19 protein-coding genes and 2 pseudogenes are annotated in these 26,565 nt (G+C 42.0%); 11 read left to right on the top strand and 10 right to left on the bottom strand.

Annotation, left to right across the window (positions count from 1 at the left end; translation table 11 throughout):
• Positions 1-33: 33 nt before the first annotated feature.
• From D2V05_RS19965 to D2V05_RS07800, 5 genes and pseudogenes are all read right to left on the bottom strand, one after another.
• Positions 34-807: pseudogene (locus tag D2V05_RS19965) on the bottom strand (IS3 family transposase); the annotation flags it as partial.
• Positions 808-1,011: 204 nt separating this feature from the next.
• Complete coding sequence (locus D2V05_RS19960) at positions 1,012-1,224, bottom strand: transposase (RefSeq protein ID WP_220123573.1); 213 nt, start codon at positions 1,222-1,224, stop codon at positions 1,012-1,014.
• Positions 1,225-1,415: 191 nt separating this feature from the next.
• Positions 1,416-2,297, bottom strand: a complete 882-nt coding sequence (locus D2V05_RS07810) for an alpha/beta hydrolase (RefSeq protein ID WP_036379425.1) — start codon at positions 2,295-2,297, stop codon at positions 1,416-1,418.
• Positions 2,298-2,307: 10 nt separating this feature from the next.
• On the bottom strand, positions 2,308-3,195 hold the full coding sequence (locus tag D2V05_RS07805; RefSeq protein ID WP_036379423.1) for a hypothetical protein: 888 nt from the start codon (positions 3,193-3,195) through the stop codon (positions 2,308-2,310).
• Positions 3,196-3,229: 34 nt separating this feature from the next.
• Positions 3,230-4,876, bottom strand: coding sequence for a sulfatase family protein (locus D2V05_RS07800; RefSeq protein ID WP_051947143.1), 1,647 nt, complete (start codon positions 4,874-4,876; stop codon positions 3,230-3,232).
• Positions 4,877-5,259: 383 nt separating this feature from the next.
• Here D2V05_RS07800 and D2V05_RS07795 point away from each other — a divergent pair, with 383 nt between their 5' ends.
• The 7 genes from D2V05_RS07795 to D2V05_RS07765 all read left to right on the top strand — a co-directional run bounded on the left by D2V05_RS07795 (position 5,260) and on the right by D2V05_RS07765 (position 15,910).
• Complete coding sequence (locus D2V05_RS07795; RefSeq protein ID WP_163634980.1) at positions 5,260-5,859, top strand: RNA polymerase sigma factor; 600 nt, start codon at positions 5,260-5,262, stop codon at positions 5,857-5,859.
• 285 nt (positions 5,860-6,144) lie between these two features.
• Positions 6,145-7,026 (top strand): FecR family protein, encoded by an 882-nt coding sequence (locus D2V05_RS07790; protein WP_163634979.1) that lies wholly within the window; start codon positions 6,145-6,147, stop codon positions 7,024-7,026.
• Between the two features lie 161 nt (positions 7,027-7,187).
• Positions 7,188-10,526: a TonB-dependent receptor gene (locus tag D2V05_RS07785; RefSeq protein WP_163634978.1), complete on the top strand. Its 3,339-nt coding sequence runs from the start codon at positions 7,188-7,190 to the stop codon at positions 10,524-10,526.
• Between the two features lie 26 nt (positions 10,527-10,552).
• Positions 10,553-11,980 (top strand): RagB/SusD family nutrient uptake outer membrane protein, encoded by a 1,428-nt coding sequence (locus tag D2V05_RS07780; protein ID WP_036379417.1) that lies wholly within the window; start codon positions 10,553-10,555, stop codon positions 11,978-11,980.
• 184 nt (positions 11,981-12,164) lie between these two features.
• A complete protein-coding gene (locus D2V05_RS07775) occupies positions 12,165-13,619 on the top strand; it encodes a sulfatase family protein (protein ID WP_036379415.1) in 1,455 nt (484 codons plus the stop codon).
• Positions 13,620-13,678: 59 nt separating this feature from the next.
• Positions 13,679-14,785, top strand: coding sequence for an alpha/beta hydrolase (locus tag D2V05_RS07770; RefSeq protein WP_051947140.1), 1,107 nt, complete (start codon positions 13,679-13,681; stop codon positions 14,783-14,785).
• Between the two features lie 123 nt (positions 14,786-14,908).
• The gene (locus tag D2V05_RS07765; RefSeq protein ID WP_147378248.1) at positions 14,909-15,910 is read left to right on the top strand and encodes an aldose epimerase family protein; all 1,002 of its coding nucleotides are present in this window, start codon (positions 14,909-14,911) and stop codon (positions 15,908-15,910) included.
• A gap of 357 nt (positions 15,911-16,267) precedes the next feature.
• Here the strand turns inward: D2V05_RS07765 and D2V05_RS07760 are convergent.
• From D2V05_RS07760 to D2V05_RS07740, 5 genes and pseudogenes are all read right to left on the bottom strand, one after another.
• Positions 16,268-17,369: pseudogene (locus D2V05_RS07760) on the bottom strand (IS3 family transposase).
• Positions 17,370-17,758: 389 nt separating this feature from the next.
• Positions 17,759-18,355 carry a TetR/AcrR family transcriptional regulator gene (locus D2V05_RS07755; protein WP_036379408.1) on the bottom strand — a complete coding sequence of 199 codons (597 nt, stop codon included), beginning with the start codon at positions 18,353-18,355 and terminating at the stop codon, positions 17,759-17,761.
• Positions 18,356-18,492: 137 nt separating this feature from the next.
• On the bottom strand, positions 18,493-18,705 hold the full coding sequence (locus tag D2V05_RS07750) for a lysophospholipid acyltransferase family protein (RefSeq protein WP_036379405.1): 213 nt from the start codon (positions 18,703-18,705) through the stop codon (positions 18,493-18,495).
• 161 nt (positions 18,706-18,866) lie between these two features.
• Positions 18,867-19,424: a lysophospholipid acyltransferase family protein gene (locus tag D2V05_RS07745; protein ID WP_036379403.1), complete on the bottom strand. Its 558-nt coding sequence runs from the start codon at positions 19,422-19,424 to the stop codon at positions 18,867-18,869.
• A 69-nt stretch (positions 19,425-19,493) separates the two neighbouring features.
• Positions 19,494-20,102 (bottom strand): TetR/AcrR family transcriptional regulator, encoded by a 609-nt coding sequence (locus D2V05_RS07740; RefSeq protein ID WP_051947139.1) that lies wholly within the window; start codon positions 20,100-20,102, stop codon positions 19,494-19,496.
• Positions 20,103-20,181: 79 nt separating this feature from the next.
• Here D2V05_RS07740 and D2V05_RS07735 point away from each other — a divergent pair, with 79 nt between their 5' ends.
• The 4 genes from D2V05_RS07735 (at position 20,182) to D2V05_RS07720 (ending at position 26,340) form a co-directional block, all read left to right on the top strand.
• Positions 20,182-20,622, top strand: coding sequence for a PaaI family thioesterase (locus tag D2V05_RS07735; RefSeq protein ID WP_036379402.1), 441 nt, complete (start codon positions 20,182-20,184; stop codon positions 20,620-20,622).
• A gap of 100 nt (positions 20,623-20,722) precedes the next feature.
• Complete coding sequence (locus D2V05_RS07730; RefSeq protein WP_036386003.1) at positions 20,723-22,060, top strand: TolC family protein; 1,338 nt, start codon at positions 20,723-20,725, stop codon at positions 22,058-22,060.
• Between the two features lie 8 nt (positions 22,061-22,068).
• The gene (locus tag D2V05_RS07725) at positions 22,069-23,133 is read left to right on the top strand and encodes an efflux RND transporter periplasmic adaptor subunit (RefSeq protein WP_036379401.1); all 1,065 of its coding nucleotides are present in this window, start codon (positions 22,069-22,071) and stop codon (positions 23,131-23,133) included.
• 36 nt (positions 23,134-23,169) lie between these two features.
• The gene (locus D2V05_RS07720) at positions 23,170-26,340 is read left to right on the top strand and encodes an efflux RND transporter permease subunit (protein ID WP_036379400.1); all 3,171 of its coding nucleotides are present in this window, start codon (positions 23,170-23,172) and stop codon (positions 26,338-26,340) included.
• Positions 26,341-26,565: the final 225 nt, after the last annotated feature.

The raw sequence follows: 26,565 nt of genomic DNA, 5'->3' as shown, positions 1-26,565 counted from the left end.
CTTGCAACAAAAAAATGGACAACCAGTTAAGAGTCATGCCTCTGATGCCTCTGATTTTTGGTTATACATTTCGTTTTCAAATTCCTCTATTGTTTTATAGTCCAATGTCGAGTGTGTCCTGCTTCTATTGTACCAGGTCTCTATCCACTCGAATATCGATAGTTCCGCTTCGGACCTGAAGCTATAGTTTTGATGGTACACCCATTCGACCTTCAAGCTCTTGAAGAAGGATTCCGCCACTGCCTTGTCCCAGCAGTTCCCTTTTCGGCTCATTGATTGTACCACTGGACCATTATGCTCTTTAAGGATATCGGCAAACTCGTAACTGGCATATTGTGAGTTCCTATCGGAATGGAAAATAAGCCTGTCCGTGGTATTGTTCGACCTTATCGCCATCTTCCAAGCGGGAATTATGGTGTCGGCAGTCCCCAAGGTCTTGCCCATCGACCTTCCAACGACCTTTCGTTGGAACGGGTCCATGATCACCGTCAGGTACATCCATCCCTCACCGGTCCTTATGCGGGTCATGTCGGATACCCATACCTGGTTTTTCCTGTGTACCGTAAAGTCACGGTCCAATATATTGGGCGCTATCGGATAATCGTGTCTGCTGTCCGTGGTGACCCTGAACTTTCTCTTTCTTTTGGCGAAAAGCCTGTTGGCCCTCACTATCCTGGCCTCCCTCGGTCTTGAGGCCCCATATCCCCTTTTCAAGAGCTCATCCTGGATCCTTGGTGCCCCGTAACTCCCAAAGCTGTCCTTGAAAATACCATGTATGGCCACCGTCAGGGCCTCGTTCTCCAACCATCTTCTGGAAGGCCCGGTTCAACCAATTGTAATACCCACTTTTGCTTATCTTGAACATTTTGCACATCTTCCCGACAGGAAATTTGAACCTGTGGTGTTTTATGAACCTATATTTTTCCTGTCGCCCTAGGAGAAGATGGCTATTGCCTTTTTTAGGATATCGCGCTCGATCTCCACGCTCCTCAGTTTTTTCTTGAGCTAGGTTTATCTCCCTTTGTTCATCAGTAAGCTTGGGGTTCCCCTTTCCGGGAAAAAACTGTTCTCCCCATTTTTTTTGGCCTCCCTGCGCCAGCGTCCCAATACCGAGGGGTTCAGCCCAAGTTCCCTACATACCTCTGCTGCATTGCCCCTTGCATGGCTCAGTTCGACAGCCTTTTGCTTGAACTCCATTGTGTACTCTCTTTTTTGTTTTGACATGTTTTCAAAGTTAATTCAAACAGTCAACATGCTCTTTTCTCAATGTCCAGTCAAATGTAGTAAGTCCAAAGCGAAAGGGAATAGAGACCAAACCCCTAGGGCAAGGCGCGTTGTTTTTCCAATATAACGGGAAATGAAGATTACGCATAGTGCCTGCCCGCATGGGGCTTGGCTCTCTCCCTGTTTTAAGTTCACTGTCTCATAAAGCCCAGCCCTATATATTTTAGAAAATCGGGGATAGAGGACCGCCAAAATGTCCAATCATGCCCACCATCAATGATGCGGAACTCATGGTCTATTTTCATGTTTCGTAATGAGACATGGGCCGCGGCATTACCTGTATATAGAAAATCATCATCGCCGATGTTAAAGTAAAGTCTTAATTTCAGGTTATCCTTTGCTATTGTATTAATCAATTTCATGGGGTTGTTGGCATCCCAATGGCTAGTATCCGGGTTTTCAGAATCTACATCCATCCCATAAAGGTTTTTAGCCAGTCCTTTCCACATGGGGTTTTTGGTCATTGGATCATCCATTGAAATAATTGCCGCACTGAGTGGCACACAGGTACCGAACATATCATGGTGTTTCACCCCATACAAAAAGGCGCCATAGCCACCCATTGAATTGCCTACAACGGCCCGGTGTTCCTTTGTCTTTTTAATCCTATAGGTTTTTTCGACCATTGGTATAAATTCTTGAAAGAACATATCTTCAAACCTTGAATTGCCTTGGAAATCATTGATGTAAAAATACTGCCCTCCATCAGGCATTATTACAATTGAAGGAGGGATTTGTGCCTTCTCAATGGCAGAATCCATGAAATGGTCTATAAGCCCATATTGTACCCAAACATTTTCATCACCCCCATAACCGTGCAAAAGATAGATTACAGGGTAGCTTCTTGTAGAGTCATCATAACCGGTTGGCAAATAAACGGTATAATCAACCTCTTTGCCCAAAATGGCGCTTTTTACCGACTGTCCTTCCAAAACTTTTCCCTGGCCAAAACAAAACATCGTGCTTAGTAGAGTTATGGCAATTGAAGTAATAGAACTTCTTGATTTTTTCATTTTTTGTTATTTATAGATTATCCAAGTTGATCTTTTTGCTGCCGAACAAAGGGGCATAGGTCCGAGCCTCGGCAAAAGTCAGTCGATTCCGCAAATAAACGATTTGGGCATGTACTCGTGTAAAAGGGGTGTCAATCTCAGGTGGGATATCATACCATTCGTCATCAAAAATCAAGATAACGCTTCTATTTCCAGGTAATGCGCCCGGGGTGAGCACTCCGTGCAACTTTGGGGCTGGGTCACCTTCGTTGGCATAATGGACATATTGGGGGCCTCGGGGGAACCACATACCTGCACCACCCGATGTTTCTACCATGAGTTGGCCCAATTGGCTGTTCGAAAGCTGGTTTTCCAGCGAACGTAGTGATCTGGCCAAGTGAAAGGCCCCCTGACTGTGTCCCAACAAAAGTACCCTGGTCTCTGTATCAATGATTTCGAGCACACTCTTTTCAATAGCGGCCTCCACGACCTCGTTGGTGGGCAAGATGATTTCAAGAGCATCCAGTTTTCCTCCTTTGGTGCCATTGTGTATGCCAACAACGGGGCGACCTGTAAATTCTGCAATTTCAAGCATGCTTTTGAACTGTCTTGTCACATCGTTGCCGGCACCGTTGATAAACCATATGGGTTCGTCGTTTGTGATTGTTTCTGGGTATACTGGGGGCACATCCAGAATACTGGTGGTCCGATAATCAAAAAGTAAGGTGTCCGCCCCTACGTAGTAACCATCAAATTGAATGTCTTCGGACATGTTGCCGAACAGCGATACTTTATCCGACTCGGTTAGGTTTTTGGAAGCATTCAGGTTTTCTTCCTCAAAAGATGTGTCCGAGCAGGAGGCGAACAATAGCAATGACAAAAATGCCGTTCCAAAAAATAAGCGATTGATTTTCTTCATAGTTAAATTGATTTATATAATTTTTGTTAAAATTCTAATATGTATAGGTCACTTCATTGGGCAAATACCCGATTCTATGGGCATTGATGATAAGTGTCTGTCCCTTTTCCAAATTAATGGTTTCTCCTAGGTAGATCTTCCATGGCTTGTGCACATCAACAAGTTCAATGGTCTTTTCTTGGTCGATTGTAAAACCAAAATCCCAACTTTTGGCCCTACGCCTTGATTTCGCGTCAAGGAGGTCACCTTGGTCAACTATGCGATAACCGATCGAAGCTCCTTTAGTAGCACATTCTATAGTAACCCCATTTTTGTTACCTATTATTTTCGGGGGAGATGTTTTAGGAGGTTCCTTTGTGTTTTTCCACCAATTGTTGAATACCATCTCTTTTTCGCCGACCGAGGATAGGTCGCCCACTTTTGTTATCCAATCAAAAAGAGTTTCTTTAAGTTCTTTCTTTTTTGCCGCATATTGGGGCTCTTCCGCAATATTTAACAACTCATTGGGATCCATTTTCGTGTGATAGAGTTCTTCGGAAGGTTTATTTCCGGCAAACCAGTCCAACAGATAGGGGTTATCTAAATTTCCCTCTTTATAGAGTTCCAATATTTCTTTCATCGTGGGTATGCCCTTTCTGTATTGCAGGTCTTGGTATTTGGGGAGTTCTGGCATAAAGTTGTACACATACCTGAAGTCACCGTCGCTCACAGACCGTACCCTATCATATTTATTTGCCATACGGTCTCTCGCCGCAAAGACATACTTTCTTCCTTCCGAAGATTTGTATGCCCCCAGAAAAGCGGTTCCCTGAAGATGGTCGGGAGGCTTGATACCCGCTATGGAAAGCATTGTTGGTGCCAAGTCCACTGCACTGATCAACCTATCGTCTTTGGTGCCGGAAAAACGGTTTTTGGGAAATTTAATGATTAAAGGTATATGCGTCCCCCTTTCAAGAATTTCCCGCTTGGTCCAAGGCATGCATCCACCATGATCGCTAAAAAATATCACATAAGAGTCATCATAGACTTGATCTTTTTTTAACTTGTCAACAATCTCGCCCACAGCCTGATCCATTTGTTCGATACGGGTATAGAGAACTGCCATATCTTTGCGCACAGTTTCGGTATCGACGTAATATGGAGGCAACTTCATGTCATTGGGGTCGAAAAAAATGCTGTCTGGCGACGCCATCAACTTTGATTCGTGTGTGACAGCCAAGTTGAACACACTGAAGAACGGAACGTTTTTAGGCCTATATTCATAAGAAGCCGCTGGGCTACTGTCATCCCAAACTGTAACCGGCACTTCAAACTGATAATCTTCTTTATAGTTGTTTGTCGTATAATAGCCCCGTGCCCTTAGATATTCAGGAAAAGCCTTTACATTGTCCGGCAAAACGGCTGAATAGCTTGGCAGGCCTTCCGGCATAAAAATTGTTGAGTTAGAAAGGGTGCGCATGTGTTGTGTGCCTATAGAAATTGCATGCATGCCGGTAATAATGGATGATCTACTAGGTGCGCATACCCCGGACGTGGTATATGCTTTTGTAAAAACAACCGCATCTTGAGCCAGAGCATTTATGTTAGGGGTTTTCGCAATTGAATCGCCATATACTTCCAAAAAAGGGGAAATATCCTCGCATACTATCCAAACTATATTCGGGCTTTGCTGAGAAAACATCACCTTACACATAAGAAAAACCAATAAGATGGCAACCATAAGCAACAACCTAGTCGTTCCTTGACCTATTTTTTTAAGATGACTTTTCATGTCTGCAGAGTTTTAACTTGTTGGTCGCCCATTTTTAGTAAGAGATGAAAACCCTTTTTTTATAGACATCATTTTTTGTTTTCTTGACACTCTTAGCCCTTTTGAGCTGGGCACCCAACTTCTCATATCATTAAAAAGTTAATTTGTAAAAAAATTTATCATTGTTATCAATTCTTTATTTTTTTTATACATTAGTTGCGATAATTTCAATAATGGGACATGATAATATTCCATTTACTAATTATGATTTTGTCAATCGGCAAATTTGCCATACCATTTGGATTACGGTATCAATGGGAAGAGAAAAAAAAATAGACCAAGTACTAGACTCTATAGAGAAACTGCTCTGGAAAGATCTGAAGAAAGGCTGTTTGGCATCTTTGGGGTCTCTATATGACCTTTACGTTGACAAACTTTTTGCCTATGGGTACAAAATCAGTGGAGATAGAGCTAAAGTTCAAGATGAAATCCACAATCTTTTTCTAGACCTTTATAGATACCACAAGAAATTATCGGATGTCAAAAACATAGAGGCCTATTTGATAATGTCCCTTAAAAGAAAACTCATTAAGCAAAGCGACCATAAGATCAAGAGTTTGGAGAGCGAATTGGAAACCTTTAACAATAGTTACTCTACTGCAGGCCTGACGGTTATTTCACATGAGGAAGAAATGATCGAAGATGAAAAAGAAAATGAACTGTCAAAGAGGCTAAAAAAAATAATGGTTAATTTAACGGATCATCAACGAAAGATACTTCGACTTCGTTTCGCCCAAGAAAAGACATATCAACAGATCGCCGGAGATTTGGGACTTTCTGTTGCTTCTGCCAGAACGCTGGTTTACAGAACGTTAAAAACGATCCGCGACACGGCCTTAACATTGTTCTTTTAAAAAAGCGTTTTTTTTTGTCTATAAATATCAAAAACTGCCCTCTTATATATGGACGGTAAGTTCCATTTACCCCATAATTACAAATAAAGTATGAACTTTAGCGAGAACGAACCACTTTCCGACTTAGAGCGGACAAAGCTTAAGAGCCGTATTATAAGATCGGCCAAACTTCTAAGAAAAAATGCAAAAAGGCAACGAAGGGCAACGTTGTTGTACGGTGCGGCGGCATCGATAGCGCTGTTGTTTGCTGTTTTTACCGTTTTTGACAAATCTAGCGAACAGTCATTGCAGGATTATATTGATGAAAATAAATCAATTGTTGACTTTGGCAGTAGCAGCCAAGTAATCGTGGTGCTCGGAGAGAGAGAAAAAATTCAACTAAATGAAAAGAACAACACATTAAGGTACTCGTCAACGGGAAAAGATCTGCACGTGGGAACAGGTGAAAAATATAGACAAACTATAGAAGATGAAAAAAAACCTGTATTCAACACGATACTGGTGCCCTTTGGAAAACGTACCGACGTGACCCTTTCTGATGGAACGAAAATATGGATAAATTCAGGGTCTAGGCTTATCTACCCTGCGTTTTTCAGGGATAAGGAGCGGGAGGTCTTTCTCGAAGGTGAGGCCATATTCGAAGTTGCACATAACCCATCAAAACCCTTTCGGGTGATCTCGACCAATCAGGAGATCAATGTATTGGGAACCGTTTTCAATGTCAGCACTTATCCCGATGATGAAATGGCTAGTACAGTTCTTAAGAGCGGCAGTGTTTTGGTGACCTATGACCATGATGACGAAAAGTCTTTTAAGATGGCCCCGGGCACAATGGCTGGCTATAATACCAAAACCAAAGAAATAGAAATGCACGATGTGAACATTGATGAATATTTTGGGTGGAGAGAAGGCTTCCTAAATCTGAAAAACCGTGATTTGGAATATATCACCACAAAATTGTCGAGATATTATGGTGTGGAAATTTTCATAAAGGAAAATCATTTAAAAACAGAAACATTTTCTGGAAAACTTGACTTAAAGGAAAATCTGGGGCAAGTCATACAAACTATAGGAGAAGCATCTAACTTTTTTGCGGAATATCAAACCGACAAAATCATACTGGCCTCCACCAAGTTAAATTTAAAAGATACAGTGCCTATGAAATAAAATATACAGAATGAAATGAAAACCGACAGATGTTGGCGCATCTGCCGGTAAAATGTATTACCGAAGTAATAACTAAACTGAACTCTAAAATTATGAATAATTACTTAAGTATTGCCCATGTTCTAGGCAAATTAAATGGTCAATCCATTTCAATAAAAATAATGAGGTCCTTTCTTTGTTACATATTATTGGGGTTAACCGCTCTCTATGCAAACCACTCTTACTCACAGACCAAGTTTAATCTTGACCTTAAAAATGTAAGTTTAGAGACACTATTCAACCAGTTACAGGATGAAAGCGAGTACATCTTTTTTTACAAAGATGGTATTTTGCCCAATGATAATTCAATTACTCTCAAGAAAAACAATATAACCTTACCTAACGTTCTTGACTCTTTATTAGAATCGTACGGTCTAGGTTACAATATTATTGGCAGACAAGTAACAGTCTTTAAAGATCAAACCTATCATATACCAAACACCGACGCCGTTTTTTTTCAAGATTTTACGGTCAGCGGAACGGTTTTGGATGATTCAGGAGTTCCTTTGGCAGGAGCAAATATCATCGAAAAGGGAACCACGAACGGCACCCAAACCGATTTTGATGGAAATTTTTCGATCAAGGTAACTGACGGTGATGTCATATTGACCGTATCCTATATCGGGTTCACTACGAAAGAAATCCCTGTCAACGGACAATCGGTTTTGAACATTGTTTTGCAGGAAAGTACTGCCGTCCTTGATGAAATCGTGGTTGTCGGCTATGGAACGCAGAAGAAAAGTGACTTAACTGGGTCCGTGGCGTCATTGGGTCAAGACGACATGAACCCGGGGGCGAACGTATCCGTGGACCAAATGATGCTAGGTAGGGCTGCTGGGGTACAGATAAACCAAGCCAGTTCAGCCCCTGGAGGTGGGTTGGCAATTAGGATCAGGGGCTCCAACTCTTTGAATGCCAGTAACGAGCCTTTGTATGTAATAGATGGGTTCCCGATTGACAACAGCCCCAACCTTGGTTCTGGCGGGGTGGCCGAAGTAGGTCAAAACCTGAGCCCTAGGAATCCCTTGAATTCCCTGAATCCAGCTGATGTGGAATCGATAGAGATTTTAAAGGATGCCTCAGCAACGGCAATTTACGGTTCAAGAGGGGCAAATGGGGTAATTTTGATCACTACCAAGAAGGGAAGCAAAGGCAAGGTAAATGTCACGTATGATGTATATGCAGGTATCCAATCGGTCGCTGAAAAAATCGATGTGCTTTCCACCTCACAATACATAGATGCCATAAACGACTTGTCAATTGCACAAGGAAACGCAGTGGTTTTCAACAATGAGGATATTTCAAGAATCGGCAGGGGGACCGATTGGCAAGATGAAGTCTTTCGCTCGGCTCCTTTGACCAATCACAACCTGGCTGTGAGCGGGGGCAGCGAAAACACAAACTATTATGCCTCATTCAACTATTTTGATCAAGAAGGTGTTGTAAAAAATACGGGGATAAAAAGATATACCGGAAGAATAAACCTTGAGACAAAAATTGGGAACAAGACCCAGATAGGCCTAAACTTCAACACAAGTTTGGTCAAGGACAACAACAATGTCGATGGCGTCAATACCAATGAGCAAGCAGGGCCTATTTATTCTTCATTGTTATATGATCCTACGGAGACCATATTTAATGACGATGGTACTTTTAGCCAGTCGGCGAATCTGACTGTCAACAATCCAGTTACCTTGATAAATGCCATCATTAGCGAGAGCGAGACCAATAGAACATTCGGAAGTGCTTTTTTGAACTACGATTTCACTGAAGATCTTTCAGGCAAGTTCAATTTCGGGACCGACAGACAAACATCGAGACGTGACATTTACAATACCACCCAGACCATTCGTGGCGGTGCCGCTGGCGGTATCGCGAACATCAACGTATTGGAACGCTCCAACTATCTGTTCGAGTACACGATGACCTATGACAAAGCTTTTAACGAAGACCATGCACTTACGGTATTGGGTGGTATCACCTTTCAAAAGTTCAGTTCGCGGTTCTTTTCCGGTAATATCAGCGGTTTTCCGACAGATGATATCAAAACTAACAATTTGGCACTGGGCGACACCAATACGGATGTACTCTCTAGTGGCAAGGAAGAAAATACCTTGTTGTCATATCTAGGCAGGGTGAACTATAACCTTTTTGACAAATTTTTATTTACCGCCTCAATAAGGGCGGATGGGTCATCAAGGTTTGGAGAGAACAACAAATGGGGTTATTTTCCATCCTTTGCCTTGGGCTATAAACTTGACCAAGAAGAATTTATTCCCGATAGTTTCAGCCAGTTCAAGCTACGGGCGAGTTGGGGTCAGACAGGTAACCAGGAAATTGGCAACTATGCATCGCAACTGACCTTTGGAACAGGACCCAACGTAGTGTTTGGTGGCACCATTTCAGGCAGTGTCTCCCCCCAGCGTATTCCAAATCCAGACCTTAAGTGGGAAACCACCGAACAACTCAACATCGGTCTTGATTTCGGTATTTCAGGGGGCAGATTCAGTGGTAGTTTAGATTATTTTTCAAAAGAATCGAAGGATTTGTTGTTTGACCTTCCATTGCCATTTGCTTCCGGTTATTCATCAATATTGACAAATGTAGGCGAAGTTAAGAACAGTGGGGTTGAGTTTCTTTTTAACTCGACCAACATAGTGACCGATGATTTTAAATGGGATACTTCATTGAATTTTTCCGCCATTAAGAATGAAGTGGTGGATTTGGGACGAATTGAAAGTATTGTGACGGGAAGTGTACAAGCAGTGGGCAACACGGCGATCATTCAAGAAGGTGATCCCCTGGCCTCCTATTATGGATATGTTGTCACCGGCATTTTTCAGGAAGGTGACGATATAGCCAATTCACCACAGCCCACAGCCCAGCCAGGCTTTCCAATTTTTGAAGATAGAAATGGAGATGGGGCCATTACGCCTACCGACCAGACCATTATAGGCACCCCATATCCTGATTTTACCTATGGTATACAAAATTCAATTTCCTACAAGAATTTGACGTTGGACTTCTTTTTTCAAGGTCAGGCAGGTGTCGACCTATTGAATATCAACCTGATAGAGTCTCTCTATCCTGCAAACTTCAGAAGAAACCGACTTGCGCACCAAATATTGGATCGATGGACGCCCCAAAATACAGGTGCTAAATGGCCATCAGGGGTAAACCCCAATGCCTATGGTGCAGGAAAAGTGAATACCCTGACCATTCAAGATGCATCTTACCTGCGTTTGAAAAATGTCAGGCTATCGTACAACGTTCCAGTTCAAAATATTGATTTTTTGAACTCACTTCAAGTCTATGTGACCGGCCAGAACCTGTTTACAATTACTGATTATGTGGGATTTGATCCTGAGGCTAATTCATTCGGTAGAAGTAACGTTAGGATCGATTATAGTAGTTATCCCCTGGCAACAACCTATATGTTGGGTCTTACTGCCAATTTTTAGGTCAAACAATTAAAAAAATCATAATTATGAAAACTTATTATTATAGAATAGCTCTCACTATAATGCTGTCTGGCCTGCTGGGCTGTGAAGAACGTTTGGAGGAAGAGGTGTTCTCTGAGCTCTCGCCCTCAACACTTTTTACCTCTGAGCAAGGTCTCAGCTCCTTATTGAATGCAGCTTATGCCTATTCGCATAGGGCTGGGGATGATGAATCCTGGTCCCCTTATTATTTGGGAACCATGCCAGCCGGTGAGGTATGGGGCGCTGGTGGGTCGATTGAAAGTGTATGGCAATCATTGATCGATTACAATTGGGACAGCAACCATGGCCAATTGATTCCTGTATGGATAGTGTACTTTAGTTCCATTCGTGATGCGAATCTGGTCCTGGACAACCTGGACAATGATTCTTTTTCGAATGATTTTAAGCAGAGAACGGAAGCCGAGGCCCATTTTATAAGGGGATGGGCCTATTCGGAGCTTTACAAGCTTTTTGGTAGGGTGCCGATTTATCGGTCTTCTACTGATGATCCTTTGCTGCCCCGATCAACTGACGAAGAGACTCAGGCCTTTATAGAGCAGGAACTGTTGGGGGCAATAGCCACTTTACCCAACCAACCTCCGGCCTTTGGAAAAGCATCCAAAGGCGTGGCCATGTCGGTCTTGGCAAAGTTTTACCTGAACACCAAGCAATGGCAAAAAGCGGCCGACATGTCCTCGGGCGTTATCGATTTGGGACTGTACAGTCTTTTACCCAATTACTCAGACGTGTTTGAAATATCGAACGAGGGCAATGCCGAGGTCATTTGGGCACTTCCCAAAGATGCTGCTGGGGCGGGCCAGTTTATGAATGCGCTGATTTTCCCACCGGATTATCCAAGACCTTTCCCGAACAATTCTGTATTTGCTGCACGCACTTACTTATTTGATGATTTTGTAAACTCCTTTGAGGCGACAGATACTAGAACCAGCCGTATAATAACCGAATGGCAGAGTACGGCAACCGGTGAACTGGTAATGGGGTTGGGCAACGATCAATCACACCCCTATAAATTACCTTTTGACCCAAATGCCGTGGGAGCGTCAGCTGGCAATGATATTATTGTCATCAGGTATGCGGACATATTGTTGACAAGGGCAGAAGCACTCAATGAACTCAATGGTCCCACCCAAGAGGCCATCGACCTGATCAACGAGGTCAGGAACCGGGCCGGTGCCACCCCCTTGAATCTGGGAAGTTTTGGCAAAGATTCCTTAAGAGATGCCATATTGAGTGAAAGGGAGTGGGAATTTTACTTTGAAGGAAATGCGAGGGAAGACCAAATAAGACACGGGGTCATGATTTCTAGGGCCCAAGCAAGGGGGAAAAATGCCCAGGATTTTCATGTGCTCTATCCGATTCCCCAAAGAGAACTGGATGCCAATTCAAATTTGGAACAAAATCCTGGATATTAAAAACATCAGTGTTCTTTTTGGGAGTCGAGAATATAATATATAATGAAAAGAAAAGTATTCCAGATTAATTTAATGGTCGGCCTACCTCAAGGTTTCTTCCAACCTTTTCGCTTTACTGAAGTCTATCTTGGTAGACTTCTGTGGATTTACCAGGCCTTGCTTGAATATTAAAAATTAAATTTAGATGAAAGTAAATACGATTAGATTCATGAACATAAAGCTGTTTTTGACACTTGCCTTCTTGTCATGGGTTGGCACCTGCACGGGACAACAAGCCAATGTCGACCAAGTTACACAGAGAGAAGACGTACCTCCGAACTTTGTTGTCATTTTTGCCGATGACCTTGGGTATGGTGATTTAAGCTCATATGGGCACCCTACAATACACACCAAAAACCTGGACCAAATGGCGGTCGAAGGCCAAAAATGGACGAACTTCTATGTTGGGTCGAGCGTATGCACACCCAGCAGGGCAGCATTGATGACCGGGAGATTGCCCATCAGAAATGGAATGACCAGTAAGGTGAACCGTGTTCTTTTTCCCGATTCCCATAAAGGATTGCCGCAAAGTGAGATAACCTTGGCCGAACAATTAAAAAAAGTCGATTATGTGACGGCTTGCATTGGCAAATGGCATTTGGGACATAAAGAGGAGTATTTGCCAACGAGCCAAGGGTTCGACTATTATTTTGGTATTCCTTACAGCAATGACATGGACAACATTATTCCATTCAGGTCAACTCAAGGGTATATTGATTTTTGGAAATCGGAAGAGAGGAAAGATATAAATACTTTCAATGTTCCACTGATGCGCAATACGGAGATAGTGGAGCGCCCAGCTGATCAGAACACATTGACAAAACGTTATAATGAAGAGGCGGTACAGTTCATAAGGAAGAACAAGGAAAAACCTTTTTTCCTTTATTTGGCCCATAATCTTCCACATGTGCCCCTTTTCGCATCAAAGGACTTTCTGGGCACCAGCGATAGGGGGCTCTATGGCGATGTTGTTGAAGAAATTGACCATGGGGTGGGACAAATATTGGCCGAATTAAAAAATAGTGGCCTAGATAAGAATACAATTGTAGTCTTCACCTCAGACAACGGACCATGGCTCATCATGAACCAAGAAGGTGGAAGTGCAGGGTTATTGAGGGAAGGAAAAGGATCTACATGGGAAGGGGGTATGCGTGAGCCATGTATTTTTTGGGGACCAGGCCGAATCCAACCTGGTTTGGTCACCCAAATTGGCACCACCATGGATTTGTTTACCACTTTCAGCAAATTGGCAAACGTGCCATTGCCCGAAGATCGACAGATGGATGGAAATGACCTTGGGCCAACACTCTTTGAAAAAAAACCAAGTGAGAGAAAAGAAGTGTTTTATTACAGGGGAGATGAGCTTTATGCGGTTAGGCTGGGAGCCTTCAAAGCCCATTTCATAACGGAAGGTGCCTATGGCCCACCGATGCGTGAAGAACATGACCCCCCACTCCTATACAATCTTGAAGTGGACCCATCTGAAAAATATAATGTTGCCGAAAGTAACCCTGATGTCATTGAGCAAATCAAAGCCTTGGTCAAAATCCATAATTTAAATTTGGTCAAAGGGGAAGATCAGTTGAAAGACAGGGGTTGACCTTTGAATTATCAATTAAATTTCAAACTAGTTTTAATTTATCAATATACAATATATATATGAAAAAACGAGGTCAAATTCAATGTGTGGTTATTTTATTGCTTCTATTAGGCGGGGGCATAGTAGCACAGGACCAAAAAAGCAACTATTCGCTGGTGGAGATTCCGGCTCCATCACTTAAGGATAATTTAATAGGCACGAAAGATGTGCAAAAGATTGGGGTTTATTTACCACCGTCTTACTTAGACTCAGATCAATTGTTTCCAGTTGTCTATTTTTTGAACGGTTATACCGTTGAGGCTGGCGAATATCCCAAAACGGAGGCTTTTGACAGTTATATGAAGAATAGTAAAGAACACGAGTTCATCTTAATAGAACTCAACGGCCATAATCTGTTTGAAGGGTCGATGTATGCCAATTCACCTGTTTCGGGAAATTGGGAAGATTTTATTGTAAGAGATGTCATTACTTATGTTGACAGCCATTACAAAACTTTGGCGAAACGGGAATCTCGTGGAATAAGTGGACATTCAATGGGCGGAGGTGGAACAATCAATATCAGCTTAAGGCATCCCGAGGTATTTTCTGTGGCCTATGCCATGAGTCCTGCCGTTTTGGCAAATGATAATTTATTGAATGGTATGTTTAAGAACGATTCGACCTTGGTGCAGGTTCAGAATTTATCCGAAAAAATGGTAAATGTGAGGGATGAGGATTTTTCTGAAACCTTGCAACAAGAATTAAAATCGTATGACCGAAAGATAACGAGCATATTTGGTATTCTTGCCTTTGGATCTGCATTCTCTCCCGATCTTTCACAACCCTTAAAGATTGCATTCCCGTTTACGATGAATGCCGATGGCACCTTTTCCAAGAAAGAAGAAGTCCTAGAGAAATGGGTAGCTGGTTTTGGGAATTTGGAAGAAAAAGTGAAAAATTACAAGAACAATTTAACCCAGTACAAAAAAATTGCATTGAGTTGTGGCTATCAGGACGAAACTCCCGGATTGCTCGAAGGTTCAGTTTATTTCTCTACATTGTTGAAAGAGGAAAAAATACCACATAGCACCTGCTGGTACACCGGCAAACATAGTGACAAGGTCAGTGAGCAACTCATCGGTGAGGTATTTCCGACTATGTCCGCTTACCTACATGGTGAAAAGTAATATGATAGGTTGATTTTGAGTTAGTTTTTTTAAGGGAGCGCAGCTTGTCTGCGCTTTTTTACTTTTGCTTCCAGTTCCTGTCCTTATGCTGATTTTCTTATTATGAACTAATACATTCACACCGTGAAACCAACAGATTCGAAAAAGACTTTTAAGTGGGATTGTAAAATGCCACACCTGAAAGTATTGGCTTTTTTATTTATTTTTTTGACATTTTTCTTTACAGTCCATGGCCAAGGTTCTGAGTTACTTTGGCTCGAAAATGATTCCATTAGGGTATCAATAAGCAAAAAAGGGGCTGAACTTCAAAGCATAAAAGGCAAAATCAGTGAGTTTGAGTACCTATGGCAGGGCAATGGTGAATATTGGGCGGACAGGGCTCCCATAATGTTTCCAGTAAATGTCAGATTCAGGGACAACGAATTTTATTTTCGGAACGTCAAATACGATATGCCGAAAATGGGAATTTTAAAAGAGCGCTTTATGACAGTAAAACATAAATCAAATGATGAGGTTACATTAAGTTTTGTTCCCAACAAAGAAATATTGCATGAAAACTATCCCTTTTTGTTCAAAATTTCAGTTCGATATAAATTGACCGATAATACCATCTTGAACGAATACGTCATCAGAAATGACGATACCCATAGCATGTATTTTGCACTTGGGGGGCATCCTGGGTTTAATCTGTCACTTGGTCAACCAAATGATAGAAAAAAGCATGAGTTGTTTTTTTATAAATCCCTTTCTGCCCAAAGAGAACTAATTAAAAATAGTCTTCTGAAAGATTCGGTAGCCCCCTTTTTACAAAATGAGACAACTCTTGGATTTGATGATGACAGGATACCTAATACTGGGATTTTCATCAAAGATTCAGTTATCACTAAAATTGGTCTGGCCAAATCTGGCCAAAAACCATACATAAGTTTGATTCTGGGTAATTTTCCGAATGTCAATATTTGGAGCCCTCCAGGATATCCGTTTGTGTGCATTGAGCCTATGGCCTCACATCATGATTTTGAGGATTCTCCAAAAGATATTGAAAAAAAGTCACACCTCGTCACATTGAAACCGGGCGAAACCGTTAAGTATTATTTTTTAATACAAATAGACCAAAGCCTTTAAACAACAATCTACATATTATCAAAACATGGTTTTGCATTTGCTTCTAATGCCTAATTATGTAACGAATTTATGGTGTTTTGTGTTTCGTTTCTGCTTTTCTAAAGAAGGTAATTACTGGCAGTGCCTGTTGTCTTTGGCGTTACTTTAAAACATGAAATATTACATTTGAGGTTTATTGAGAAAATTTGATAAGTTTTGGAATAACCATTTTTCAATATAAGTCATAAACACGACCTTGCTTCAGTAGGTTATTTTGCATATGAAGTGATTTAAACTTTTTTTGGACGAGAGATAGTGTAAGGTTCCCCTAAAGCAAAGCGTCCATAAATATACTTTCTTTTGTGAAATGGCTGTCCATTAGCAATTAGGGAAAGCTGGATTTCCCTCGGCTTTCCAAAATTTTTTCGGTGGCCTGTTGCCCAATGATTCATGTGGTCGGACATTGTTGTATTCCCGGAACCATCTCTGGGTCTGGTCCCTGACCAGATCAAGCTCCGTGAACAGATAAGCATCCAAAACCTCTTTACGGTAGATGCCGTTGAACCTCTCGACCAAAGTGTTCTGGGTCGGTTTTCCCGGTTGGAAATACCGGATCTCGACACCGTTCTTTGTGGCCCATGTATTGAAAATGGCCGAAGTGAACTCAGGGCCATTGTCCACGCGGATGGTCTCCGGTGAACCCCTCCATTCGATGAGCCTGTCCAGTTCTCTTGTTATCCTCCTCGCACTGAGCGAAGTGTCGACGGTGGACACCAGGGGTTCCCTGTTTAGGTCGTCGATTACGTTGAAGACCCTGAACGATTTTCCGTTGGTCAAGGTATCCTGCATGAAATCGGCACTCCATGTGATGTTACAGTCCACGGGGTGTATATGTGGGCTCTTTACCCTTTCGGGCAACCTTCTCTTTCGCTTTCTTCGAATGTTCAGCCCCATCAACACATAGACCCTGTAGACTTTTTTGTGGTTCCAGCCGTGGCCCATTGCCCTGAGCATATGGAACATCTTTCTGAACCCGTAGGTCGGGTGACCTTCGGCCAGCTTTTCCAAAGAATCCATAATCACTTCGTCTTCGGGCTTCCTCTTGAAACGGTAATAATAGACCGACAGACTAAGGCTCACCGCCCCACAGGCCGCCTGATACTCAACCCTACCTCTTTGGCCAGGTATCCGACAGCTTCTCGCTTCTCGGCGGGCTTAGCTTTTTTCGATAAGGTTCTTCAGGGCGTTGTTCTCAAAGGCAAGATCGGCTTACATGCGCTTGAACTCGGCAAGTTCCGACTCCATCTCCTTCATCTTCTTGAGTTGGTCTACTCCCATGCCCCCCTTATTTTGCCTTCCAGTTGTAAAAGGTCGGTTGGCTGATACCGTGCTCGCGGCATATCTCGGCAACGGTCTTTCCCTTTTCTTGTGCCGTTAGGACCTTGATGATCTGTGTCTCGGTGAATCTGCTTTTTTTCATTGCCTCAAATTTAAACGTTGAACTCTAATTTCCAACGCTTCGTTTTTCAGGGAACCTTACAGACTTCTGAGATCAGTGTTACCATACTTAAATTCCATAGTCCATGCACAAAGTACACGATAAAGATACTATTGAAATGGAGATAGTTCCGCAGATTTTTCTTTCCCAAAGTGGTTTTCCACCGACAGCCCCGATTTCTGAAATTATCAATGCCATCCTAGTCTAGTTGAAGAGCGGTGCGTAAGGAAAGGAAGAGGCGCAAAAATGACCAATGCACTTTATCTGATCGCTAGGCGAGTTTATGGGCTAGCTCGTCAAGTTTTTGTTTGTAATTGTCCCTGTCCCTGTCCTAAGGATGGGGGCAATTATAATACATGACGGTTGTCAGTCTATTTTTGGATAAACCTGTTGGTGTAATCTTCGGTTACAATACCTTTTATGGTGTTGATTATGAGATGTTGTAGAATCTCGTGCTGGGTATATTTATCAAACAGACTGGTTTTACCAAAAGCGATAGTGTTCAAATTCAAAAAGTACAGTTCACAAACCAATCTCAAGTTCACCTCATTTTGAATAAAGCCCAATTTTTGTGCATCGACAAAGAGTTCGTAAATAGTTTTATTTACCAAATCATTTCGAAAGCTATAATAGAGATCATAGGCCTTAGGGTAATATTTCTTTAGTCCGAAAAGGAACGTGGGACTGAAAAATTTTAAATGTTCGAAACCCTTTTTGTATATCAGTATTATCTTTTCCAGAGGATCTTTACAGAAAGCAATCTCCGATTCTTGGATCTCCCTTGAATATCTTTGCAGTAGATAGACCGTACTCTCTTGAACCAATTCTTCTTTTTTCCTAAAATAATTGTAGATGGTCTTCTTTGATATGCCAAGCTGATTTGCCAACTCATCGAGTGTGAACCGTTTACTCCCAAATTGAGCGAAGTTTAAGGCGGAGCATGCAACAAGTTCGGATTTACAGATCATTGGGTTAAATTATTAAGGCAACATAAAGTTACGTATTTATAACGATAGCGAAATATGATAAAGATCACCAAAATGATAAATAATATTAGGTCGTTAAACCTTTTGTTTCGGTTCTTTCTAGTCAAATATAACTGGTCTTAAATTTCAATAGCATTTTGGATAGACCAAATAATGCCGGGTACTTTAAAATCCCAAATTGAGGCACTTAACTTCCATCTTCTTTGGCTCCATAGCCAAAGTTCCGGCGATTTAAAGATCACGTTTTCCAATGCCTCTGCATAGTCTTCTATAATCCCATTGATTCTCACGGAAACGGGACTTTCCGTTATCAAACTAAAAATGTAGTCCATAGTACCCTCTTTTTATTTTTTTGTAAGAAGGGAACAAAACAACTTCACTGGTTTTTTTGGCAAGCTTTTCGGCCCCTAGAAAAAAGCTGTTTCCCTGTTCAAAAAATGGCAGCAATGTTTGGTACTGATTCTGACAGGGCTTTGATCGCCGATGATGCAGTTCAACATAATGACATTCTTTCGTTCAAGGTCGATAATGGTCCTATATCCCTTGGTGGATTCAATGCAATGGACACCAAATCGTTCTCTGATAATTTTAAATAGGCTATTGAAATAGTGGTTTTTAATTGGTTTGTATAAAGTGTCTGATCGGTAAGGAAAAAAAGTGGTAGGAATATCAACCATTCCCAATTTCCCTGATGGGCAGTGTAAAGCAAAATATTTTTATTCTCGCTTAAATAATGTTCTACCAAATCCGGATTCTCTATACGCAAACGTTTCATTGCCGACCTTTTACTGATGGTCAATGTCTTAATCGATTCGACAAGTATATCACAGAAATGCCGATAGAAGTTCTTTTCAATTTTTCTCAGTGTAATTTGTGGTTTTTGAGGAAAGGATTTTTTGATATTGTCCGAGACTAAGTTCCTTCTATACTTCATGAGGTAATAGACCACTACAAACAATATGTCCGATAACAGGTACAGAACAGGCATCGGCAGGGTCGAGATGGCATAAAAAGGCAAATATCTAATCTTGGGCAGCATCTTGTTTTTCATTACAAAAAAATTATAATGGCACAGGCAACAAATAATTAGTTTCCTTTTTTCTAAAGGCCGGCCTACGATTTATTTTTTGATTCCTTTCACGAACATTTTTAATGCGCTTTCATATTGTCTCTGCAATAGAGAATACTCAATTTCCGTGATATTTATTGTGTCTTTTTTAATAAGTACATTGTGCCGCAACCCTTGGAAAATGGCAATGAACAATTGCGAATAATAAGCAATATCAAGATTTTCAAAATCTTGGGCGGCAATACCTTTTTCCAATATTTTACTCACAAGTCGTATTTCTTCTTTGCGAAGGTTTTCGAATAGGCGGGCGTAAACGGGTTTTAAACTGTTTATAGATTCCAGGCTCAAAGAACTGAGGTGTGCAAAATCGCGAAAGTAGATCAGTCGCCTTTCTAGGTAAATATGGAATAACTCTTCTGCAGGGACAACCGAAGAAAGAAGACCTTCAATCTCGTTTAAAAATGTTTTATGTTCTTGCTTTACTACTTCCTTGAAAAGTTCTTCTTTAGTGGAGAAGTAGTAGTATAGGGATGCTTTTGATAGACCTATATCCCCGGCAATCTCCGTCATTGTTGTTTTTTTAAGGCCATAACGGCAAAATCTTTTTTTGGCGGAATCAAGTATTAACGAAAAATTATCGGTACTTTCAATATTGAACATTTGACTTTTTTAGTTAGAAAGTCTAAAATAATATTTATTTTAGCAAAAAAAAAATCTTTTAATTTTTAAAATCTGACCAATGCAGGAAATAGGGCAAGACGACTATTTGTTTTTAAAGCATGCTATTGAAAACATGATGCCGGCCAATAAAATATTCGGGTTAGAAATTATGGAAATCAGACTTGGGTACGTGTGCATCAAAGTCCCTTTTAAGAAAGAATTCATAGGCGACTATCTGCAAAAACGATGGCATGGAGGAATTTTGGCCGCTATGGCCGATACGGCTGGAGGAGCTGCCGGAGCGACGACCCTCGATTCCTTACAGGACAGGATAAATACCTTGGATATGCGGATCGATTATCTCCATCCTACCGTTGAAGGGGATATTTTGGCCAAGGCAAAGATTGTTAAAAGTGGTAAATCCATCAACGTGGTGGACGTGGAACTTTTCCAAAGTGGACAAAAAGATTTAGTGGCTTTGGCAAGATGTATATATAGCATCCATAGAAACGGCTCCTAAACTTTAGGTAATAAAGAATTATACATAAAACAAGAGGATCTTAAAAAACCCTATAGGACATCCTAAAATTTCTCCCCCATTAAATACGTATCCGTTTATGATCAAAAAAATTTTAAGCATTTCCCTTTTATGCCTTGTTTGCGTAGCCAATGCCCAGGAAATAAAGCAGCTTAGCCTAAAGGATGCCGTTTCCTATGCTCTTGAATACAAGGCCGATGCACAAAAATCGAAGCTGGCCATTGAAAATAGTGAGTACCAAATCCAGGAAGTTCGTTCGCGAGCATTGCCACAGATCACAGGAAATGGTAGTTTGGTCTATAATCCCATCCTACAGACCAATGTGATCGATGGAAGTTCCTTTGGGCAACCGGGCACCGTTATACAGGCAACTTTGGGGCAAAAATGGAATTCGGTCTTTGGTGTTTCGTTGAACCAGAACTTATTTGACCAATCGGTTTACACAGGTTTAAAAGCAGCAAAAACTACCCGTGAGTTTTATCAGATCAATAATCGATTAACTCAAGAGCAGGTAATAGAAAAGGTAGCCAATAGTTACTATCAAGTATATCTACAGCGTTTAAACCTTCAGGTACTTGATAGTACGTTGGCAAATACGATCAAGGCGAAAAATATCATTGAGGGCCAGTTTCAAAATGGGCTAGCGAAGAAAATCGATTTGGACAGGATTATTGTTAAAATTTCAAATCTAGAGACCCAACGGCTCCAGATAAACAATGCGCTACAACTTCAAGAAAATACCCTGAAATTTTTTATGGGAATGCCCATAACCGCCCAAATCGAAATTCCGGAAATCGAGTTCGAATTCAGACCAAGCGAGGTAGTTTCATCCCCGGATACCGAGAATCGATCGGAGTATCTGCTTCTCAAAAAGCAGGAACAATTGTTGACTTACCAGAAAATGGCGGTCAAGGCGGAATATTATCCAACGCTTTCCCTAACAGTTGGGTACAACTATCTTGGCCAAGGCCCGGACCTTCCCTGGTTCAAAAAGCCTGAGGACAAGGTATATTGGTCCGATTTTTCATCGATAGGATTGAATTTGAAAATTCCCATTTTCGCAGGTTTTGGTACACGTTCCAAAGTAATGCAGGCCGATATAGATCTGCGGATCTTACAAGAGGATATCAAGGATACCGAATTGGCCTTAGATCTTGATTACGAAAATGCCCGAACCCAAATAAACAATAGTATTGCGACCGTCAACAATCAAAACGAAAATGTCAGGTTGGCACAGGCAGTTTTGGACAATACCAGAAACAATTACGTCCAAGGTTTGGCTCCGCTAACGGATCTATTGGATGCGGAAAACGCCTTGACCGAGGCTAGGAACAACTTTAACTCCGCAATTTTACAATACAAACTGGCAGAAATCCTGTTGTTGAAGTCTAAAGGGGAATTAAAGTCACTAACAAACTAATAAGCACGATGAAAAAGAACATAATATACATACTTACAATTTTAGTGGTATTGGCCCTGATTGCCTTCATCTTAATGAACAACAAACAAGAAAATCAAGCAAAAACGGATATAGTTGCACAGAAAAATGCTAGTGTCACTGTAAAGGTTGATACGGTAAAGATGGAAACTATTCCCCTCAATTTTACCGCCAATGGAAACTTCGAGCCCTTTAAAGAACTGGATTTTTCTGCGGAAAAGCCAGGTAGAGTCGTTAGGGTATTGGTAGAAGAAGGTGATCATGTCAGAGTGGGCAAGACTTTGGCAGTTGTGAGAAGTGAGCAGGTATCGGCAGAACTGCACGCGGCCGAAGCGGCCTATCAGAATGCGTCCAAAAATTTCAACCGTTTTGAAAATGCCTTAAAAACCGGTGGAGTGACCGAACAACAAATGGATCAGGCCAAGTTGACCTTGGTTACTGCACAATCGAGACTGGAACAAGCGAGGGTAAATGCGAGTGATGTCAGCATAAAAGCTACGATAAAAGGAGTTGTAAATAAGCGTTTTATCGAACCAGGTTCTGTTCTGGCAACAGCAACACCAATGTTCGAAATTGTCGATGTCTCCAAACTTAAACTTAGGGTTACGGTCAACGAGTCCCAAGTGGCCAGTTTAAAAACGGGTGCCCCGGTAAATGTAAAAGCCAGTGTCTTACCAGACAGGACATTTGCAGGGAAAATCACGTTTATAGCACCGAAATCGGATAGCAGTTTGAATTTTCCTGTGGAAATCGAGATATCGAACAATCCGGACAACGCCTTGAAGGCGGGCATGTACGGGACGGCATCCTTCACCTCGTCAGACCGGGAAAGCGAAAAGATACTGGTGGCCCCTAGAAATGCGTTCCTGGGAAGTGTAAGCAGTAACCAGGTTTTTGTCGCTGAGGATGGAGTTGCAAAACTGACCGGTGTAACGGCTGGAAGAATATTCGGTGATAAGGTCGAAATATTAGATGGTCTGGACAGCAATGAACTCGTAATAGTTACCGGGCAGATCAATCTACAGAACGGTTCCAAGATAGACATCATCGACTAGAACCGGACAATAACCTGAAACATTTTATTCCATACTATGAAATTAGCGGAAATTTCCATAAAAAGGCCTTCATTGGTCATTGTGCTATTCACCATACTTACCCTTGGGGGCCTGTTCAGTTATAACCAACTGGGGTATGAATTGATACCCAAATTCGACCGAAATGTCATAACCGTCGCCACTATCTACCCCGGTGCCTCGCCCAGCGAGATCGAAAATACCGTGACAAAAAAAATAGAGGATGCGGTTGCCTCTCTGGAGAACATCAAAAAAATAGAATCCCGTTCTTATGAAAGCCTTTCCACGGTTGCGATTACCTTGACGGATGATGCCAATGTTGATATTTCCCTAAACGATGCACAACGGAAAATCAATGCCATTATCAGTGATCTGCCCGATGATGCCAAAACACCCTCCTTAAGCAAATTTTCATTGAGCGACCTTCCGATTATGACAATTGGTGCTAATGGCACTATGGATGAAATTAAGTTTTATGACCTGATTGATAAAAAAATTGCCCCTTTGCTTTCCCGGGTCAATGGTGTGGCACAGATAAATTTGATCGGGGGGCAAGAAAGGGAAATCCAGGTAAATTTAGACGCCGACCGACTTCATGGATATAACCTTTCCATACCCCAGGTCCAACAGACCATCCTGGCCTCGAATTTGGATTTCCCCACAGGAAATATTCAGACCAGGCAGCAAAAAATATTGATCCGGTTGGCCGGAAAATATAAAAATGTTGAAGAGCTGCGCAATCTGGTAGTCGCTGATAAAGATGGCATCCAAGTGAGGCTCAGTGATATTGCGGATGTTCAGGACAGTCAAAAAATACCTGAAAAAATTGCACGGGTAAAGCAAAAAAGTGCCATCCTACTGCAGGTGATCAAGCAGTCCGATGCCAATGCCGTAGCTGTAAGTGAAGATATATTAAAACGGATAGCACAGCTCGAGACCGATTATAAAACCATAGACCTCAGTCTCAATGTCGCCAATGACAGTAGTGTTTTTACCCTAGAGGCGGCCGATTCCGTAATCCATGACCTATTGATCGCCGTGTTATTGGTGGCGATCGTAATGCTGTTCTTCTTGCACAGTGTAAGAAACTCGCTAATTGTAATGGTGTCCATACCCGCATCGTTGGTTGCGACATTTATAGGCTTTTTGTTGTTGGATTATACCTTGAACTTAATGAGTTTATTAGGATTGTCTTTGGTCGTAGGCATCTTGGTGGACGATGCCATCGTTGTACTCGAAAACATTTACCGGCATATGGAAATGGGCAAAAACCGTGTCCGTGCGGCCTATGACGGTACCGCTGAAATCGGGGGCACGGTAACATCCATAACGCTGGTAATCGTGGTCGTCTTTTTTCCCATTGCCATGAGCAGCGGTCTGGTGTCCAAAATCATTACCCAATTTTGTGTGACCATAATTATTTCGACCTTGTTGTCCCTATTGGCATCGTTTACCATTATTCCTTGGTTATCGTCCCGTTTCGGAAAATTGGAGCATATCACAGGTAAAAACCTGTTCGGTAGGCTTATCATCAAATTCGAAACACAATTAAAACGTTTCACGAATTGGATCTCCGGCTTATTGACCTGGTGCCTGGATCATTATAAAACCACGCTGTCCATCGTTTTGGTTATCTTCTTTGCTTCGATCGCCTTGGTAGCGGCAGGATTTATTGGAGGCGAATTCTTTGCCACATCGGATAGGGGCGAGTTTTTGGTGCAGATAGAACTACCAAAAGATGCCTCATTGGAAGAAAGTAATTTTATGGCCCAAAAAGCAGAGGCCTTTTTGAATACACAGGAAGAAGTCAAGAGCCTTATCACCACTGTAGGCCAGACCAGCGAAGGCTTAGGAGCTTCACAGGCTACAGCTTACAAGGCGGAAATAAACGTCCAAATGGTTGATGAAAATGAAAGGCAGGACGATTCTTATGTATTTGCCGCCAAAACAAAACGTCGTTTAGAGAAAATTTTGGTCGGAGCCAAGGTGAAAACCGTCCCTATAAGTCTTTTGGGAGTGGCGGAGGAAGCCCCGTTGGCCTTGGTAGTGACCGGACCTAGTTTGGATAGTGCCATGGTCTTTGCCAGAAAGGCGGAGGCGGAACTGCATAAGATTCCTGGGGCCACGGAAATTGAATTGTCCGTAGAAACGGGAAATCCTGAAATCAATGTTCAAGTAGATCGGGATAAAATGGCCTCCCTGGGATTATCGTTACAAACGGTGGGGTTGACAATGCAAACAGCATTTAACGGGAATACCGATGGCAAATTCAGGGCAGGGGAATATGAATATGATATTAACATTCGCTACAATAGTTTTGATAGAAAAAGCATTGTCGATGTAGGGGATTTGATCCTTACTAATGACCAAGGGCAAGAGGTAAAACTCTCACAGTTCGCCGACATCACCGAAACGTTGGGCCCGAGCCAATTGGAACGCCGGGATAAGACCGCGTCGGTTACCGTAAAAGGGCAGTCCGTTGGCAGACCAGCTGGTACGGTCGCGGATGAATGGGAAGCTGCCTTCCAGGATGTCGAACGGCCCACGGGGGTCGATTACGTATGGGGTGGGGATAAAGAAAGGCAATCGGAAGGGTTCGGAACACTGGGAATTGCTATGTTGGCAGCTATTATATTGGTCTATTTGGTAATGGTTTCCCTGTACGACAGTTTTGTGCACCCGTTCGTAGTTCTTTTTTCCATTCCCTTATCGTTCATCGGAGCTTTGCTGGCATTGGCGTTAACGAACAATTCCCTGAACATCTTTACCATTCTTGGTATAATTATGTTGATCGGGCTAGTGTGTAAAAACGCCATTATCCTGGTTGACTTTGCCAACGAAAGGGTCCGGTCAGGGGAAACGGTCAGGAACGCCTTGATACAGGCCAACCACGCACGTCTCCGCCCAATTCTAATGACTACCATTGCCATGGTTTTCGGGATGCTTCCCATTGCGTTGGCCTCAGGCCCGGGATCGGGATGGAAAAATGGTCTTGCCTGGGTTATCATCGGGGGATTGATAAGTTCGCTTTTCTTGACCTTGATAATAGTACCGGTAATATACAATTTAATGGAAAAATTGGTACATAAGTTTACCAAGGGAACAAAAACTGATTATGAGGAGCTTATGGTGGCCGATTACGAGCATAAAAAATTGGTAGATGGCTTTAACCCAGACCACACGCTGTGATATGCTGGCCGTGTTCCGGTTGTTGAGCTTTATCGACATCTAAAATGCTATCCCCATGGCGGTCCTTGGCGACCTTTTTGTTAGATTTGAATCGATGTTCATCATTATAATGTACAATGATACACCAAGTGAAATCTTGGATAAGTAACTAACTACTGACCTCTAAAAATTAATACTTAATTACTTTCAGACAGAGTTTAATTTGCAGACCCGTTTTTTCTTTGG

It is taken from the genome of Flagellimonas pelagia (genome assembly GCF_003584135.1).
Classification (GTDB): domain Bacteria; phylum Bacteroidota; class Bacteroidia; order Flavobacteriales; family Flavobacteriaceae; genus Flagellimonas; species Flagellimonas pelagia.
This window is presented reverse-complemented; position numbering and strand designations above follow the sequence as displayed.